Source organism: Gramella sp. KN1008 (genome assembly GCF_004332155.1).
Taxonomy (GTDB): domain Bacteria; phylum Bacteroidota; class Bacteroidia; order Flavobacteriales; family Flavobacteriaceae; genus Christiangramia.
Genome location: NZ_SJDV01000004.1, coordinates 75,892 through 93,786 on the forward strand (window position 1 = coordinate 75,892; position 17,895 = coordinate 93,786).

Below are 17,895 nucleotides of genomic sequence, written 5' to 3' on the forward strand. Positions count from 1 at the left end.
AATAATTTATACTGAAACGATCTCCGATTCTGCCAGTAGTGGTTCCTGTCTCAGTTTGAGGATCACCTGAGCGATCGCCACAACATCCCTTTCGCAATATTTCACTATGCGGTCGGTTTCTCCTTTTTCATAATAGACCTCTCTAACCATGGATCCGTCAATATCTTCCTTTGGGGAAGGGATTCCTAACACATGAGTAAGCAGTTTCAAAGAAGTATAATGTTTAAAATCTCCGAATTTCCACAGTTCTAGCGTGTCAAGATGAGGTACTTCCCAGGGTTTCTTTCCGAAGAGATTAAGTTTGGAGGGCAATCTCATATTATGAATAAGCATTCGACGGGCGATATAAGGGAAATCAAATTCCTTTCCATTGTGCGCGCAGAGGAGGTGAGAAGGCTGAAAGAAATACTCTTCAAGTAATGCCGTAAAATCCCTTAGCAGTTTTTCTTCTTCACCTTTAAAGCTTGTTAGCCTGAAATTTCTCTTTCCATTCCTGAAATTAAAAAAACCAACCGAGATACAGATGATCTTACCAAATTCACTCCATATTCCTGCTCTTTCATAGAATTCTTCGGCAGAATAATCATCCTTGCGCTGATACTTCGATTTCTCTTCCCAGAGTTGTTTTTTCTCCTCACTGAGGTCCGAATAATTTCTGAATTCGGGAACCGTTTCTATATCCAGAAACAGGATGTTCTCCAGGTTTAATTTATGAAGCATGATCTAACATCTTATAGGTCTCATCAATATACATATAAAAATCCTTGTAATGCTTATCTTTCTTAGCCTTGCGGATAAGTTTCCGACCAAGCCTGACGATCACTATGTCATCCTCTGGGATCACTATAATGTACTGGCCTAAAACTCCTCTCATATAGAAGATTTCTTTCCCCTTATGATCACTTAGCCAGAAACCATACCCATAGTGTGGGGAGTCCTCAAATCTGGGCTCAGAGGCGAGAGCAACAAAAGAAGAGTCCAGAACCCGTCTTTCTTTCCATTCACCATAATTAATAAAAAGCTTACCGAACTTAGCAAAGTTCCTGGCGTTGCTTGAAATACAGCAATAGGCTTTTTCCATTTCATTTTCCTCACTATCCAGTTGCCATAGTGCATTGTCATTCATTCCCAGGGGTTTCCAGAAGCTTTTGCTTAAATATTCGCTTAAACTCTTTCCCGTTGCTTTTTCAATTACCATACCCAGCAATTGGGTGTTTCCGCTGAGGTATTCAAACTCTTCTCCGGGCGTTTCGATTACTTCCAGTTCCAGGATCTGCTCCCTGATGTCTTTACCAAAATAAGCCCGTGCCGTGGAGCCGAAAGGGTTATAATAATTTTCATTCCAGTTGAGTCCCGAAGACATGGATGAAAGATCTCCTACCGTTAGTCTTTTATCAAATTTCGGAAAGAAGTCGGCCACCGGCTGATTGATATTTTCGATGTATCCATCCTGAATCGCTTTGAACATTAGAGCCGTGACAATACTTTTGGCCATTGAAAAGGAGTTGGTCTTCGATTTCTCATCATAGCCGTTATAATATTTTTCAAACCAGATACTGTCATTTTTAATGATAAGAAAGGCTGCTGTTTCCAGTTCCTGGTTCAGACTGTCCAGGGTTTGGGTGGCATTCACCTCATTATATTCATTATGTAATGGCCATTCCTGGATACTGTCGGAAGAATTCCGGATAACATTATTTTCAAAATAGGGGTGATCGTCTATAAATGCTGTCTTATGTCCCGTAAGATAGGTGGTGCTAACAGCTTTAAAAATATAACCATAGCCCAGCATATATAAAATAAGCGAAGCGAATAATAAAAACCCTATGAATATTAACAGATACTTAAGCAGTTTCTTCATAGGATGAATTTAATGAATTTTAGAAAAGGCTCTGCTGGTTTGGAGGATTTTCAAGGTCGAGCAGCCATTTCTTGCGATGCAGGCCGCCAGCATATCCTGTAAGGGAACCGTCGCTACCTATCACACGGTGACAGGGAACAATGATCCATAAAGGGTTTTTGCCATTGGCAGAAGCAACAGCCCGTATTGCTTTTTCATCGCCCAGTTTTCTTGATAGTTCCAGGTAGGAAGTGGTTTTTCCGTACGGGATATCCAGTAATTTGTTCCATACCCTTTTTTGAAAATCGGTTCCTTGTGGATTTAATTTAAGATCAAATCCTCTCAACTCTCCTTTGAAATATTTTTGTAATTGCTCTGCGGCAGGCTTCAATTCTAAAGGAATCTGCTCACTAATCGCAGTTTTTTCCTCATCAAAGATTTTCACATAAGAGAGTCCGTCCAAATCTCCACTCAATTCTGCAATTCCCAGCGGAGTTTTAATTCTGGCTGTTTTCATTGGCTTCTTCCTGGTCTTCCGTTTCCTGGTCCTGTTTTCTCTGGATCAATCCTAGGCGTTTTGCGCGACGTTCCCAATTTTTGCGTGCAAGCATCTGCATATCTTCCACACTATCGCTCTCGTCCATTATTTCAAGTCCCAGGAGGGTCTCAATGATATCTTCCATGGTGACAATTCCGGTCACATTCCCATATTCATCTACGATCATGGAAATATGCGCGCGCTTCTGAACAAAAATTTCAAACAGTTCCGGAATTGGAGTGTTGTCATTGGTAACAAGTATATCTCTTTTAATACTGCTTAAGGGTTGTTTTCCCTTTTCTTCTATCATCTGCTCCAGGACATCATCTTTAAGGATAAAGCCGGTGATATGGTTGGATTTATCCCGGTAGACCGGGATTCTTGAGAATTTCAGGTTCTTATGCGTTCTGTGAAATTCCTCCAGAGACATTCGCTCATCTTCGGTGATCGCTACTGAAAATGGTGTCATTACATCCTTGGCCTCGACCGATTTGAACACCAGTAAATTCTTGATAACCGTGGTCTCACTCTCTTCAAAAACGCCTTCTTCTTCAGCGGCATCAGTGATCGCAGCGAATTCTTCCCTGCTCATGGTACTTACATGTGCCGATTTTCCTATTAGTTTGGTGGTCAGCATCATCAGCCATAATATTCCGGTGTATTTCAGGGGGAATATCATAATAGTTAGAGATCTGGCCGTGAAATTACCCAGCCGTTGCCAGTAGGTTGCTCCAATGGTCTTTGGGATGATCTCCGAAAGGACCAGGATAGCCATGGTCATAATAGCCGAAACTATCCCAACAGCATTGCTGCCATCACCATAGGTTTTTTCGGCCTGTACCCCCACGAGTATCGCTCCAACCGTATGCGCAATTGTATTTATAGTGAGAATCGCGATTAAGGGCTTGTCGATATCCTGTTTCAGGTGAGCCAGGATTTTGGCGTAGTGCTTACCTTCTTTTCTCTTGATCTTAATGTAGGAGGGGGTAATGCTTAGCAGCGCAGCCTCCAGAATAGAACACATAAATGAAAAGAAGATCGAAAGTGTGGCAAAAATTAATAATAAGCCCATACGCTTAATTGACTGTTAGACTGGCTAATTTAGAGATTCTCAAATCAAATTTTTTAAAAGAAATGATAAAAGCCAAAACAAAAGCCTTTTCGAGCGAAAAGGCTTTGTATAAAATAGTTAAATTGATCAGAAAATTAATTTAACTGCTTCCTTGGCAAAATAACTGGCGATCATATCGGCACCGGCACGTTTGATGGCGGTGAGTTGTTCCAGCATCACTGCATCATGGTCCAGCCAGCCTTTTTCTGCGGCAGCCTTTATCATGGCATATTCACCACTAACCTGGTAAACGGCCACCGGAACGTTCACAGCATCTTTAATATCGCGAACTATATCAAGATAGCAAAGTCCGGGTTTTACCATTACAATATCTGCTCCCTCATCAATATCCATCAATGTTTCCCTTATGGCTTCCTCACGGTTCGCGGGATCCATCTGATAGGTCTTTTTGTCTCTTGGGATATTTTGAGCTTCAACAGGTGCTGAATCCAGTGCATCACGAAAAGGTCCGTAAAATGCTGAAGCATATTTCGCGCTATAGCTTAAGATACCCGTATCATGAAAGCCCTCGTCTTCAAGAAGACTTCTTATCTCGAAGATCCGACCATCCATCATATCACTGGGTGCGACAAAATCGGCTCCGGCTTTTGCATGGGAAAGTGCCATTTCCGAAAGAACCGCCGTAGTGTCGTCATTCAGGATCTTTCCGTCAGCGATGATTCCGTCATGGCCATATTGAGAATAGGGATCAAGGGCAACATCGGTCATTACCAGCATTTCCGGAACTGCATTCTTTACTGTTTGTATAGCCCGTTGCATCAGACCTTCAGGGTTAATTGCTTCTTTACCTGCATTATCTTTAAGGTTTTCAGGAACCTTCACAAAAAGTAATACAGATTTAAGGCCCAGGCTCCATAATTCCTTTACTTCCTTTTCGATAAGATCCAGGCTATATCTGTAATAACCCGGCATGGAAGCAATCTCTTCTTTCACATTCCTGCCCTCTACAATAAATAGCGGAACGATAAAGTCATTCGGTGAAATTATGGTTTCTCTTACCAGCGATCTTATGGATTCACTGGTTCGTAATCTTCGATTTCTGCGTAACGGATACATAGTTTTCAATTATCAGTTATCAATTGTCAATTTAAACCCAATCTACAGGTTTTTCAAGTACTTTTACAAGTTTCTCCTCTTCGCTTTCCGGTTCAGGATGATGGTCGTACTTCCATTGAACATGTGGAGGAAGGCTCATCAAAATGCTCTCGATCCTTCCGTTAGTTTTCAATCCGAATAAGGTGCCCTTATCATGAACCAGGTTGAATTCCACATATCTTCCCCTTCTTATTTCCTGCCAGTCACGGTTCTCCTGAGTGTAGGAAAGATTTTTCCTTCTTTCAACAATAGGGACGTAAGCTTCCAGGAATGAATTACCGACCGAGGTAACAAAATCGTACCAGTCTTCAATTTTCATATGACTGTCTTCTTTCAGATAATCAAAGAACAAGCCTCCAATTCCCCGGGCTTCATCGCGGTGAGAATTCCAGAAATATTCGTCACACTTTTTCTTGTAGTCTGAATACAATGAGAAACCGTGAGGATCGCAGGCTTTTTTGGAAACTTTATGAAAATGCCTGGCGTCTTCTTCAAACAGATAATATGGCGTGAGATCCTGACCTCCGCCAAACCACTGGTCAATGACTTTCCCACTCTTATCATACATTTCAAAATACCGCCAGTTGGCATGAACGGTTGGAACCATTGGGTTCTTTGGATGGATCACGAGGCTAAGCCCACAGGCGAAAAAATCAACATCACCTACATTAAAGTATTTCTGCATGGCTGGTGCCAAAGGCCCGTGAACAGCCGAGATATTCACCCCCCCTTTTTCAAAGACATTCCCATTTTCAATGACCCTGGTTCGGCCGCCACCGCCCTCTTCACGCTTCCACAGGTCTTCATGAAATTTCGCTTTCCCGTCTATTTCCTCCAGCCTGGAAGTGATCCTGTCCTGAAGTTCCTCGATATATCTGTAAAATCTTTCTTTCATTTTTGAAATTTCGGTCTTCTATAAATACTAATTTATTGCCCGCATTTTCGATTTCCTTTGCCGAGCCAACCTTTATGGCGTCCTGAAGCATATCTTCAAGTTCCTTTACAGCATCGGTTTCCGGATTACTTAAAAACAGGTTGCGGCCAATAAAATTGTTATGAAGGTCCATTTTTCTGGCAATTTCTCTGTTTGGTGATATCAATTCATGCAAATTGGTCACCTTCTCGCTCCAATAAACCACTGCATCTATCGATCTGGAAACTTCAGAACATTTTTCACAGATCAAAAAATTCCAGAGCGCATGTCTAAAAGCATTGGCCCGGGTATCTTTATGATGATCCTTTCCGAAGTGTATATTACAGATAGCAATTGTCTTCTTAGTAGCTTTATAAGTTGGGATGATGAATAAAGGCTTTTTAATAAGCACTTTTGTCAGCACCCAGATCTGCCGAAAACTCATGCCTGCAAGTTTCGACCTTATAAGCATTACCTGTACTCTTTGACGGCGTCTACAAATGCTTTTGCATTATCTACCGGAATATCCGGTAGGATACCGTGACCCAGGTTCGCGATATATCTGTCTTTTCCAAAAGCGTTGATCATATCGTGAACCATATGTCTTATTTCAACAGGTTTTGAATATAATCTGGCGGGATCAAAGTTACCTTGCAGCGTGATCTGTCCACCGGTCAGGTATCTTGCATTTCTGGCATCACAGGTCCAGTCTACTCCTAAAGCAGAAGCCCCGCTTTGAGACATTTCCTTTAGAGCGAACCAGCAGCCTTTTCCGTAAGCTATAACTGGAACTTCATCTTTAAGAGCGCTAATGATCTGCTGCATATATTGCCATGAGAATTCCTGGTAATCTTTAGGTTCCAGAAGACCACCCCAGGAATCAAAAAGCTGAACAGCATCAACACCGGCTTTTACCTTTTCCTTGAGGTAAGCAATAGTGGTATCGGTTATTTTCTGAAGTAACCTGTGGGCCGCGATTGGCTCCATAAAACAGAATTTCTTGGCCTTATCAAAGTTTTTTGAACCCTGACCCTGCACCAGATAACATAAAATGGTCCACGGAGAACCTGCGAAACCGATTAGGGGAACTTCATCATTCAGTTCCTGCTTCGTAAGTTTGATAGCCTCAAAAACATAATCGAGTTCCTCCTTCACATCGGGAACTATAACGCTATCTACTTTTTCAGGAGTATTTATGGGATTGGGAACCCATGGTCCCACTCCGGGTTTCATCTCAATTTCCACCTGCATGGCCTGGGGTACTACCAGGATATCGCTGAAAAGTATGGCCGCATCTGTACCAACCTGCCTTATGGGCATCACTGTGATCTCGGTGGCGAGTTCAGGAGTTCTGCAACGGGTGAAGAAATCGTATTTCTCCTTAAGTTTCATAAAATCTGGCAGATATCTTCCCGCCTGTCTCATCATCCATACCGGTGGGCGTTCCACGCTTTCTCCTTTTAATGCTTTTAATAACAGATCGTTTTTTATCATTTGCATGTATTTTTTCAGCTTAGCTGACGATATTATTAATTTTTGAAATATACCACAACTTTGGCGATCACATTCTCGATCCCGGGTTTTGTGGCAACCAGAACCTTATCGGTGTATTTAGCCGCTTCTTCGGCGGTAGTAGGGCCAATGCAGAAAGCAGGACCCGTTAACTGATTCATTTTAGTGAAACTCTGTACCGCGCTTGGACTAAAGAACATGACCCCATCAAAATCTGACTGGAACTCTTTCAGATTTAAGTCGGTTTCATATACCTGAATTTCTGAAAAACTGATCTTGCGTTCCTTCAACATTTCAGGCAACTCGTCCCTTCTTTTGTTACCGCAGAAAAAATGAAATTGTCTGTTGGCGTGCTTTTCTATTAATCTAGTAGCCAGCTCCTCGGAGTTTTCAGTTATTTCAGTGATACGAAAGCCATTTTTGGTCAGAAGAGCTGCAGTCTTCTCGCCAACACAAAAGCAATGCTCGACTACCAGATCCTTTTTTAAAATAGCCTCTACCGCATTTTTACTAGTAAAGATCGCATTCTCGATCTTCTTATTATCTGTTGTGAAATTGGTAAAAGTGATCTTAATGGCATTGTATTCCACTAATCCTATGCCTGCATTGAGCAGGAGTTCTTTTTGATTTAGAGCAAGTTTTTTAGTGGAAAGAACAGTAGGCATGGCTCAGTTATTTAGAACCGATTTGATCTTTTTCATCAGTTCTTTACCACCATTTTCCAGGATTTCAAGAGCACAATCCCTTCCCATATTCTCAATTTCTTCTAGTGGCAGGGATTTTTCAACCTCTATTTTTTCCTGTCCATCCAGGCTGAACAGTGCACCGTGAAAATGAATATGATTATGGACAACTCTTGCCAGCCCTCCTATGGGAGCTGTACAGCCCCCTTCCAGTACTTTCAGGAATTCCCGTTCTATATGTACACAGATCTGTGACTCTTCGTGGTTTAGTGCTGAAAGTGCTGTACGGCAATACTCATCCTTTTCCATGGCCACTATGAGCATGGCACCCTGGGCCGGAGCCGGGATCATCCAGTTTAGATCAAGGAAGTTTTCTGGTTTTATCTCTATTCTTTCCAGTCCGGCAGCTGCAAAAATAGCCCCGTTCCAGTCGTTGTCTTCCAGTTTTTGCAAACGTGTGTTCACATTACCGCGAAGGTCCACTACTTTATGTTTTGGATAGCGGTTTAGCCACTGTGCTTTTCTGCGCAGGCTTCCGGTGGCAATGGTTCCACTGTCAGATTCCAGGAAATCAATCCCTTTGTGAATAAGAATATCCTTATTGCTGGCGCGTTTCATAACGGCAGCTTCAACAATTCCTTTTGGGAGAGCGGTTGGCACGTCTTTCATAGAGTGAACTGCGATATCTACCTCACCTTTGATCATGGCGACATCCAGGGTTTTTGTAAAGATCCCCGTAATGCCCATTTCGTATAGTGGCTGATCAAGGTTAAGGTCCCCGGTAGACTTTACCGGAACAAGCTCGGTCTCGTGCCCGGTCTTTTCCAGTGCATTTTGTACAGTTTTGGCCTGCCACAGAGCTAATTCGCTATCCCTGGTGCCAATTCTGATTACTTTGCTCATTTGTGTAGCTCTTCTAGATGAAAGACCTTTTGTATAAGTTCAAGGCTTTCATCGGTGGTTTCAGAATCTCCCTTAAGATGATTGGCGAAATGTTTCATGATCTTTTGAATGATCCTGTTACTCACGATCTCGGCCTGTTCATCATTGAAGTCTGAAATTTTTTTGCGTTGAAAATCCAGTTCGGCATCTTTCATCATTTTCAGCTTTTTCTTTAAAGCCTTGATGGTTGGTGCAAATTTTCTAGTTTCCAGCCACTGGTTGAAGTCATTTTCAACCTCGTCTATGATAAGTTTTGCCTGTGGAATGAACTGTTTACGTCTTTCCAGGGTCTCATCGGTCATTTGTGACAGATGGTCCAGGTGTATAAGTTTTACATTATCCAGTTCTTTAACATCATCTGATACATTCTTCGGGATGGAAAGATCCAGCACGAGAAGTTCTTTCTTAGGATAAATGAGTTCTTTTGAAATGGTAGGGTTCTGCGCCCCGGTAGCTACAATAAGAATGTCGCTGTTCCGGATCTCTGCCTGAAGATCGGCATAATCCTTAACGATAAGGTTGAACTTACCTGCTATCTTTTCGGCCTTGTCCTTTGTTCGGTTTATTAAGGTGATATGATTGTTCCTTGTGTGTTTTACAAGGTTTTCACATGTGTTCCTTCCAATCTTTCCTGTACCGAAAAGAAGGATATTCTTTTCCGAAACATTCGCAATATGGTTCAGGATATACTGAACCGAAGCAAATGATACCGAAGTGGCACCGCTTGAGATCTCTGTTTCGTTCTTGATACGCTTGCTGGCTTGAATAACCGCGTTCACAAGTCTTTCAAGAAATGCGTTCACAAGGCCTAATTTCTTGGAACGTATAAAAGCAGTCTTTAACTGACTTATGATCTCAAAATCACCAAGAATCTGGCTGTCCAGTCCGGTCCCTACCTTAAAAATATGAGAAATGGCCTGCTTGTTCTTATAGACATAGGCTACCTTTTCAAATTCCTCAACGGTCCCGTGGGTGTGCTCACAAAGTAACTTAATAAGCTGAAAGGGATGCTGAGCGAATCCGTATATCTCAGTACGGTTACAGGTTGAAGTCACCAGAATGCCATCGATACCCTCATCTTTTGCTTGCAAAAGAAGGCGGTTCTTAGACGCTTCGTCCAGGCTAAAATGACCCCTGATCTCAGCATCGGCCTTTTTATAACTTAAACCTATCGTATAAAAATGCTTTCCTCTAGAAATATTGTAATCTTCCATGTACCTGTTTAGATGATACGCTGGCAAAAATAAGATAACCAACTTTTAAAAAGTAACGCTGGAAGGACTAAATGTGTCGATATATGATAATTATCATGAAAAAGAGAATAAAATTCTTAAAATACCCTAATTTTGTAGGGAATGCACCAATTTCGCGTTAATCAGTTTAGACTGGTTCTAAATTATTTGAAATTACAGTTATGGATGAACACCCAAAAAATAACGCTGTGAGTATCTCTGAGGAGATAAAAATAGAAGATGGTTTTTTTATTCTGAAGTTCCAGAATGACGCGAAAGAGACCAGGCTAATGTCTCGCGAAATAGATAATAGTTTTATTCAATTTCATTTCAATGTAAAAGGTTTTAGTAAATTTCTTTTCAATAATTCCTCTTACGAATTACCCCTGGAAGAAGAAAACTCACTCCTATTATATAACCCACAGCAAAATTTACCTTTGAACGTATCCTTGCGCCCGGAATCCTGGTTCGTGTCACTTGTGATCTCCATCAAGAAATTTCATGCGCTCTTTTCGGAAGAGGCTAATTATATTACTTTTCTAAGTGAGGAGAACAGGGATAAGAAATATTATAAAGAGGCACCTGTTTCCCCTTCCATGGCAGTGGTGCTCAACCAGATTATGAATTTTAATCTTACGCCAAGTATTAAGAACATATATTTCAAGGCCAAGGCCTATGAACTTTTAAGTCTGTATTTCAACAAAGCCGAGAATCCCGACCTTGAACAGTGTCCATTTCTGAGCGATGAGGAAAACATCAATAAGATAAGACGGGCCAAGGATATTGTGATCGCCAGAATGGCCGAGCCTCCGTCCCTGCAGGATCTGGCGGATGAAATTGGTCTGAGTCTGAAAAAATTAAAAGAAGGCTTCAAGGAGATCTATGGGGATTCGGTTTATAGTTTCTTATTTGACTATAAGATGGAATATGCAAGAAAATTACTTGAATCTGGTGAATACAATGTGAATGAGGTTGGACTTAAGCTTGGCTATAGTACGGCCAGTCATTTTATCGCCGGTTTTAAAAAGAAATTCGGAACTACTCCGAAGAAATATACGATGTCTGTTAACTAAATTCCGGTCTATGAGAACAATGTTTTTAGTCGTCTTTTTAAGCTTTACTTTTATAAGTCATTCTCAAAAACAGGTGCTTGTCTTTCATGAAACCGAAGGCTACAGGCATGCTTCCATAGAAGCAGGGATCCAGGCAATCCAGAGAATTGGTAATGAAAATGGTTTTAAGACAGTGGTTAGCAGGGATAGTAGGTTCTTTACTGAAAATGATCTTTCAGAGATAGCTCTTGTAATTTTTCTGAATACTACCGGGGATATCCTGGATACAGATGAGGAGGTGGCATTTCAGTCTTATATGGATAATGGCGGGAATTTCTTCGGAATACATGCTGCGGCAGACACGGAGTATGACTGGGCCTGGTATGGAAAACTTGTGGGCGCTTATTTCAAAAGTCATCCCAGGGTGCAGACTGCCGTTGTTAATGTGATAATGCCCGATCATGTCACCGTGGATCACCTCCCTGAAAAATGGAAAAGGGAAGACGAATGGTACAACTATAAAGACCTCCGGCCTGATCTTAGGGTGCTATTGTCTCTTGATGAAAAAACCTATAAAGGAGGAGAAAATGGAGATTATCATCCAATCGCATGGTTTCAGAACTACACCGGAGGAGGAATTTCGGTTTATACCGGCGGCGGACATACTGCTGAGTCTTATTCTGATCCTGATTTTCTTGAACATTTAAGAAGATGCATTAGATTCGCATTGGATGAGTAAACCTGATATTATTAAGCCATAGAAAACTCCGATAAGAAATAGCTGGGCATATTTGATCAGAATATTAATTTTGGACCGAAAAAGAAAAATTTATGAGTAAAGGCGTTTTGCTGGTAAATCTGGGTTCTCCGGATAGTACCGATCCTAAAGATGTAAAAAGATATCTGGGTGAATTCCTTATGGACGAGCGGGTGATAGACGTGCCTTACTGGGCTCGCACCTTGTTGGTGAAAGGTATTATTCTTAATACTAGGCCTAAAAAATCGGCAGAAGCTTACGAAAAGATCTGGTGGGAAGAAGGATCACCTTTAATAGTTCTTTCAGAAAGACTTCAGTCAAAGATCGATGATCATACCTCTGTGCCAATCGCCTTGGCCATGCGTTATGGGAGCCCAAGCATTAAAGATGGCTTACAGGAACTACATGATAAAGGTGTGGACGAAGTATTGCTTTTTCCATTATATCCTCAGTTTGCAATGGCCACCACCGAGACTATTCTGGTACTCGCCGAGGAATTAAGAAAAGAACATTTTCCGGAAATGAACTTTACCACTGTTCCGGCTTTCTACAATCATCCGGATTATATAAGGACTCTCGGAAATAGTATTGAAGAAAGTCTCCAGGATGTTGATTATGATCACCTGCTTTTTTCCTATCACGGTGTGCCCGAAAGACACATAAGAAAGAGTGATGTAACCAATTCACATTGTAAGATAGATGGCTCCTGTTGCCAGTCTCCATCTCCGGCACATCAGTTCTGTTACCGTCATCAGTGCTTCGAAACCACAAGGTTAACCGCTGAATATCTAGGGCTTAAGCCAAATACTTATAGCGTTTCATTTCAATCCAGGCTTGGATTCGACCCATGGCTAAAGCCATATACCGACCGAACTATTGAAAGATTCGGAAAGCAGGGAATGAAGAAACTTGCTATTGTGACGCCGGCTTTTGTTTCAGACTGCCTGGAAACCCTGGAAGAAATAGCTATGGAAGGGGAGGAGATCTTCCATGAAGTTGGCGGAAAACAATTTACGGTAGTTCCGTGTTTGAATGACAGAGACGACTGGGTGAAGGTTTTGGCAAGATGGATCGATGAATGGGCCCATCAAAAGCCTGTTGAAGCTTAATGGTCGGCCGCAGGTCTGCAGAACTGGGTGAAAAACCAATAGCAAAACTACTGGTGCAGCAAGCCGTACCGGCTTCCATAGGGATCCTGGTAATGTCGCTGAATGTGCTTATCGACACCATTTTTGTTGGGAACTGGATAGGTGCCATCGCCATCGCGGCCATTAATGTGGTTTTACCGGTTTCCTTCTTTATCGCCGCACTTGGAATGGCGATCGGTATTGGAGGATCCTCCATAATTTCACGTGCCCTTGGTGCCGATGAAGCTCCTAAAGCTCTCAAGACCTTTGGTAACCAGATCACTCTTACAATTCTTCTTTCCAGTGCTCTTGTAATTCCCGGGTTGATATTCGTTAATGATCTTATACCTGCCTTTGGAGGAAAGGGAGATATATTTGATCCTGCCAAAATTTACTATATAATCGTCTTATGCGGAGTTCCCTTTCTCGCGCTGGCCATGATGGGAAATAGTGTGATAAGGGCAGAGGGCAAACCCAGATTCGCGATGATAGCGATGATAATACCTTCGGTTGGGAATCTTTTGCTGGATTATATTCTTATTAATCGCCTTAATATGGGAATGGAGGGAGCCGCCATTGCTACCACGACATCCTATGTGTTGTGCCTGGCTTATATTATCTGGTTCTTTTTATCGAAAAATTCTGAACTGAAGATCCGCTTTTCCCATTTTCGTCTGGACCTTCCTATATTAAAGGAAATGTCGGCGCTGGGTTTGGTAACCCTGGCGAGACAGGCCGTGGTGAGTATCACCTATCTGCTCATGAATAACATTCTTTTTGATCTTGGTGGTGAGGATTCAGTTACCGTATATGCGATTATAGCAAGGATGCTTATGTTCGCCCTGTTCCCGGTATTAGGAATAACACAGGGTTTCCTTCCTATCGCAGGTTTTAATTATGGAGCTCAGCAATTTGAGCGGGTTCGCAAGAGTATCAATACCGCCATATTATATGCCTTCTTAATGGGGCTTGTGATTTTTGCCGGCATCATGTTCTTTGCTCCTGCCATAGTAAAGGTTTTTACCAGTAAGACTGAAATAATAGAAAAAACACCTTCGGCAATGCGATGGGTGTTTTCGGCGATACCCATAGTTACCATACAACTTATAGGTGCAGCTTATTTTCAGGCTATAGGAAAGGCTGTTCCTGCCTTTTTGCTCACTTTATCCCGGCAGGGTTTTATTTTTATTCCTCTCATACTCATTCTTCCGATCTATTATGGAGAGATTGGTGTATGGATCTCCTTTCCGCTGGCCGATATAATCTCCACGATAGTAACGGCTTACTTCCTCAATAGGGAAATTGTAAAGACACTCAAATAAGGCTTTCTGAAAATTCACTTAAATCCTTATCTTTAAAATCTTTCAAACAAACCATTTCTAATGAACAGATATCTACTTCAAACTGCTATTTGCATTTGCCTTATAGCTTCAGGTCTATTTCAAAATGAAACTTACGCACAGGATAATGAAAACAAACTTTATGAGGCTCTCGAATACCGACTTATAGGGCCTTTTCGTGGAGGAAGAAGTGCGGCGGTGACGGGTGTACCGGGAAAACCAAACCTTTATTACTTTGGGGCTGCCGGCGGAGGAGTATGGAGAACAAAGAATGGCGGAAGAACCTGGGAAAATATTTCTGACGGATTCTTCGGCGGCTCTATTGGAGCAATAGAAGTAGCTAAAAATGATCAAAACGTCATGTATGTTGGGGGTGGAGAAAAAACGGTAAGAGGAAATGTTTCTTCCGGGTATGGCGTATGGAAAACCGTAGATGCAGGCAAGACCTGGAAGCAGGCCGGTCTTGAAAAGACCCGGCATATACCACGACTTGTAACTCACCCCGATGATTACAACACTGTTTACGCCGCTGTGCTTGGTAATATCTATAAACCCACAGAGGATAGAGGGGTTTACAAGACTACAGATGGAGGAAAGAGCTGGAAAAAGATCCTATTCTCAAATTCCCAGTCCGGAGCTGTAGACCTTATAATGGATCCCAATAATCCGCGTATACTGTATGCGTCCACCTGGAATGTACAGCGTACTCCTTATAGTCTGAGTAGTGGAGGAGAAGGTTCGGCTTTATGGAAAAGTACAGACAGCGGGGAAACCTGGAAGGAGATTTCCAAAAATAAAGGTTTTCCCACCGATACCCTGGGAATTATAGGTGTTACCGTTTCTCCGAAGAATAGCGAAAGAGTCTGGGCGATCGTTGAACACAAAGAAAAAGGAGGTGTTTACAGGAGTGATGATGGAGGAGAAACCTGGAAGCTCATGAACGATGAGAGGAAACTACGCCAAAGAGCCTGGTATTATACAAGAATATATGCCGATTCTAAAGATGAGGATGTTGTATATGTGCTGAATGTGGATTATCATAAAAGTACCGATGGCGGAAAAAGCTTTAGCGATCATAATGCGCCGCATGGTGATCATCACGACTTGTGGATAGCACCCGAGGATCCAGAACGAATGATAATAGGTGATGATGGGGGAGCCCAGGTTACGTATGACGGAGGAGAAACCTGGAGTACTTATCACAATCAGCCTACCGCCCAGTTCTACAGGGTGACTACAGACAATGCCTTTCCCTATAGGATATATGCCGCTCAACAGGATAACTCTACCGTTAGGATAAAACACCGTACCGAAGGAGGAAATATAGATGAAGGTGACTGGGAACCTACGGCAGGTGGTGAGAGCGCTCATATCGCAGTAGACCCGGAAAACCCTGATATTGTGTACGGAGGAAGTTATGATGGCTTTTTAACCCGTTATAATCACGAGACGGGAACAGTGAGAAGTGTTAGCGTGTGGCCAGATAATCCGATGGGACATGGAGCCGAAAACCTGAAATACAGGTTCCAGTGGAATTTTCCTATTTTCTTCTCACCGCATGATCCTGATAAGCTTTATACGGCTTCTAATCATTTACATGTAACTACCAATGAAGGAGAAAGCTGGGAAGAAATAAGTCCCGATCTTACTAGAAATGATAAATCAAAACAAAAGTCATCCGGAGGCCCTATTACACAGGATAATACTTCGGTTGAATATTACAGTACAATATTCGCCGCGGCGGAATCCCCAGTTACCCCCGGAATATTATGGACAGGAAGTGATGACGGGCTTATCCACGTTTCAAGAAATGGTGGTGAAAGCTGGGAAAATGTGACTCCAAAAGGAATGCCGGAGTGGATGATGATCAATAGTATTGAGCCTTCAGCCTTTGATGAGGCCACTGCCTATGTAGCCGGTACCCGTTATAAACTGGGAGATTTTACACCCTATTTATATAAGACCGAAGACTTTGGAAAATCATGGAAGAAGATAACCGATGGCATCCCGGCTGAACATTTTACACGTGTATTGAGAGAAGATCCAAAGAAGGAAGATCTACTTTATGCTGGAACCGAAACCGGAATGTATATTTCTTTTGATGATGGAGCCAACTGGAAACCGTTTCAGCTTAATCTCCCAATAGTTCCAATCACAGACCTTGCGATCAAAGAGAACAATCTTATAGTTGCTACCCAGGGAAGAAGTCTCTGGATAATTGATGATCTTACCTTAATCCACCAGTTATCCGAGGTGGAAAAGGATGCTTCGAATATTTTGTTCAAACCAAAGGATGCATACAGGATGGATGGTCGCTCCAGAGAATCTCTTACTGCGGGAACCAATCATCCTTCAGGAGTGACCACCTATTTCTATGTTACAGATCCAAAGGACAAAAAGATAAAACTGAGCTACCTGAATGCTGCCAATGATACTATCCAGAGTTTTAGTTCAGAGGCCGAAAAGAACAAGCTTGAGGTAACCGAAGGTTCAAATATGCATAACTGGGATATGCGAGGTGAAGGTGCCGAACGACTGGACGGAATGATATTATGGTGGGCAAGTACCGATGCTCCCCAGGCTGTTCCGGGTGAGTATAAGGTGGTACTTGAAGTAGGGGATGAGGTTCTATCCGAAAATTTCAACATCCTGCCAGATAAGAATGCTGAGGTTGATGTTGCAGGGATGCAGAAACAGTATGATTTTATTACTGATGTGAACAATACGGTGGACAAGGCTCATAAGTCCATTCGAAAAATGCGAAACATAGAAGCCCAGCTAAAGGACTTTCAGAAACAATATAAGGGCAATGAAAAAGTGGAGCCGCTTATCGAAAAAGCTGAAGCATTAAGTGAGCAACTATCAGAGATTGAGAATGCGCTTTATCAAACGAAGAACAGAAGCGGTCAGGATCCATTGAATTTCCCAATTAAACTTACCAATAAACTGGCCCATTTGAACAGCCTGGTAGGAATGGATGATTTCCCTCCAACCGAGCAGGATATTAAGGTGAAAGAAGAGCTGACAGCAAAAATAAATACCGAACTGGATAAATTTGACCGGTTGCTTTCTGATGAGGTAAAGGAATTTAATGAACAATTTAATGAACTGGATCTGAACTATCTTTTCGTTGAAGCTGAAGAAGAATAATGGAATACTATAACTATATAAAAGCCCTTCATCTAATCTTCGTGATCACGTGGTTTGCAGGGCTTTTTTATATTCCCAGGCTATTTGTCTACCAGATAGAGGCCTTTCAGGAAGAAGAACCCAAAAAGACAATTATCGGTGATCAGCTAAAACTGATGACGAAAAGACTCTGGTTCATAATTACCTGGCCATCGGCCATCCTTGCAAGTATCTTTGCTTTCATATTATTATTTATGATCCCGGAATGGCTTCAGCAGCCATGGATGCATGTAAAACTGGTTTTTGTGGTGCTTTTATATGCCTATCATATGAAGTGTCATTTTATTTTCAAGGAGCTGCAGAAAGATGTCGTGAAGTGGACCTCCAACCAAATGAGAATATGGAACGAGGGTTCTACACTTATTCTTTTTGCTGTGATCTTCCTTGTAATAGTAAGGGATGCGATCAACTGGATTTATGGAGTGATAGGGATCTTTTTACTTTCAGCAATACTTATGCTGGGGATAAGACTTTATAAGAGAATAAGAGCAAAGAATCCCGAGGCCTGAAATGGTGCGATAATTGTAACAATTGAGGCAAGTG

Annotated in this window: 17 protein-coding genes; 6 read left to right on the top strand and 11 right to left on the bottom strand. The window is 42.1% G+C overall.

Features of this window, described 5'->3' with window-relative positions:
* Positions 1 to 6: 6 nt before the first annotated feature.
* The 11 genes from EZJ28_RS08615 to hemA all read right to left on the bottom strand — a co-directional run bounded on the left by EZJ28_RS08615 (position 7) and on the right by hemA (position 9,869).
* Positions 7 to 720, bottom strand: coding sequence for a 3'-5' exonuclease (locus EZJ28_RS08615; protein WP_131396896.1), 714 nt, complete (start codon positions 718 to 720; stop codon positions 7 to 9).
* Positions 710 to 1,861 carry a serine hydrolase gene (locus tag EZJ28_RS08620; RefSeq protein ID WP_131396898.1) on the bottom strand — a complete coding sequence of 384 codons (1,152 nt, stop codon included), beginning with the start codon at positions 1,859 to 1,861 and terminating at the stop codon, positions 710 to 712. The genes EZJ28_RS08615 and EZJ28_RS08620 overlap by 11 nt, the downstream gene beginning before the upstream one ends.
* 19 nt (positions 1,862 to 1,880) lie before the next feature.
* Positions 1,881 to 2,357, bottom strand: a complete 477-nt coding sequence (locus EZJ28_RS08625) for a methylated-DNA--[protein]-cysteine S-methyltransferase (RefSeq protein WP_131396900.1) — start codon at positions 2,355 to 2,357, stop codon at positions 1,881 to 1,883.
* Complete coding sequence (locus EZJ28_RS08630) at positions 2,338 to 3,450, bottom strand: CNNM domain-containing protein (RefSeq protein ID WP_131396902.1); 1,113 nt, start codon at positions 3,448 to 3,450, stop codon at positions 2,338 to 2,340. The genes EZJ28_RS08625 and EZJ28_RS08630 overlap by 20 nt, the downstream gene beginning before the upstream one ends.
* 126 nt (positions 3,451 to 3,576) lie before the next feature.
* Positions 3,577 to 4,566, bottom strand: a complete 990-nt coding sequence (gene hemB / locus EZJ28_RS08635) for a porphobilinogen synthase (protein WP_131397515.1) — start codon at positions 4,564 to 4,566, stop codon at positions 3,577 to 3,579.
* A 31-nt stretch (positions 4,567 to 4,597) separates the two neighbouring features.
* Positions 4,598 to 5,500 carry an oxygen-dependent coproporphyrinogen oxidase gene (hemF, locus tag EZJ28_RS08640; RefSeq protein WP_131396904.1) on the bottom strand — a complete coding sequence of 301 codons (903 nt, stop codon included), beginning with the start codon at positions 5,498 to 5,500 and terminating at the stop codon, positions 4,598 to 4,600.
* Positions 5,409 to 5,990: a DUF6973 domain-containing protein gene (locus EZJ28_RS08645; protein WP_131396906.1), complete on the bottom strand. Its 582-nt coding sequence runs from the start codon at positions 5,988 to 5,990 to the stop codon at positions 5,409 to 5,411. The genes hemF and EZJ28_RS08645 overlap by 92 nt, the downstream gene beginning before the upstream one ends.
* On the bottom strand, positions 5,990 to 7,012 hold the full coding sequence (gene hemE, locus EZJ28_RS08650) for a uroporphyrinogen decarboxylase (protein ID WP_131396907.1): 1,023 nt from the start codon (positions 7,010 to 7,012) through the stop codon (positions 5,990 to 5,992). Before hemE ends, EZJ28_RS08645 begins: the two co-directional genes overlap by 1 nt.
* 35 nt (positions 7,013 to 7,047) lie before the next feature.
* Positions 7,048 to 7,695 carry a uroporphyrinogen-III synthase gene (locus EZJ28_RS08655; RefSeq protein ID WP_131396909.1) on the bottom strand — a complete coding sequence of 216 codons (648 nt, stop codon included), beginning with the start codon at positions 7,693 to 7,695 and terminating at the stop codon, positions 7,048 to 7,050.
* 3 nt (positions 7,696 to 7,698) lie between these two features.
* A complete protein-coding gene (hemC, locus tag EZJ28_RS08660; RefSeq protein WP_131396911.1) occupies positions 7,699 to 8,616 on the bottom strand; it encodes a hydroxymethylbilane synthase in 918 nt (305 codons plus the stop codon).
* Complete coding sequence (gene hemA, locus EZJ28_RS08665; RefSeq protein WP_131396913.1) at positions 8,613 to 9,869, bottom strand: glutamyl-tRNA reductase; 1,257 nt, start codon at positions 9,867 to 9,869, stop codon at positions 8,613 to 8,615. The genes hemC and hemA overlap by 4 nt, the downstream gene beginning before the upstream one ends.
* 200 nt (positions 9,870 to 10,069) lie before the next feature.
* On the opposite strand from hemA, the gene EZJ28_RS08670 reads away from it, so the two are divergent.
* From EZJ28_RS08670 to EZJ28_RS08695, 6 genes are all read left to right on the top strand, one after another.
* The gene (locus EZJ28_RS08670) at positions 10,070 to 10,960 is read left to right on the top strand and encodes an AraC family transcriptional regulator (protein WP_131396915.1); all 891 of its coding nucleotides are present in this window, start codon (positions 10,070 to 10,072) and stop codon (positions 10,958 to 10,960) included.
* 10 nt (positions 10,961 to 10,970) lie between these two features.
* Complete coding sequence (locus EZJ28_RS08675; protein ID WP_131396917.1) at positions 10,971 to 11,678, top strand: ThuA domain-containing protein; 708 nt, start codon at positions 10,971 to 10,973, stop codon at positions 11,676 to 11,678.
* Positions 11,679 to 11,770: 92 nt separating this feature from the next.
* On the top strand, positions 11,771 to 12,805 hold the full coding sequence (gene hemH, locus EZJ28_RS08680; RefSeq protein WP_131396919.1) for a ferrochelatase: 1,035 nt from the start codon (positions 11,771 to 11,773) through the stop codon (positions 12,803 to 12,805).
* Positions 12,805 to 14,145 (top strand): MATE family efflux transporter, encoded by a 1,341-nt coding sequence (locus tag EZJ28_RS08685; protein WP_131396921.1) that lies wholly within the window; start codon positions 12,805 to 12,807, stop codon positions 14,143 to 14,145. The genes hemH and EZJ28_RS08685 overlap by 1 nt, the downstream gene beginning before the upstream one ends.
* A 60-nt stretch (positions 14,146 to 14,205) precedes the next feature.
* On the top strand, positions 14,206 to 17,313 hold the full coding sequence (locus tag EZJ28_RS08690) for a glycosyl hydrolase (protein ID WP_131396923.1): 3,108 nt from the start codon (positions 14,206 to 14,208) through the stop codon (positions 17,311 to 17,313).
* Entirely contained in the window at positions 17,313 to 17,861 is a 549-nt protein-coding gene (locus EZJ28_RS08695; RefSeq protein ID WP_131396925.1) for a CopD family protein, read from the top strand. The genes EZJ28_RS08690 and EZJ28_RS08695 overlap by 1 nt, the downstream gene beginning before the upstream one ends.
* The last annotated feature ends 34 nt before the right edge of the window (positions 17,862 to 17,895 follow it).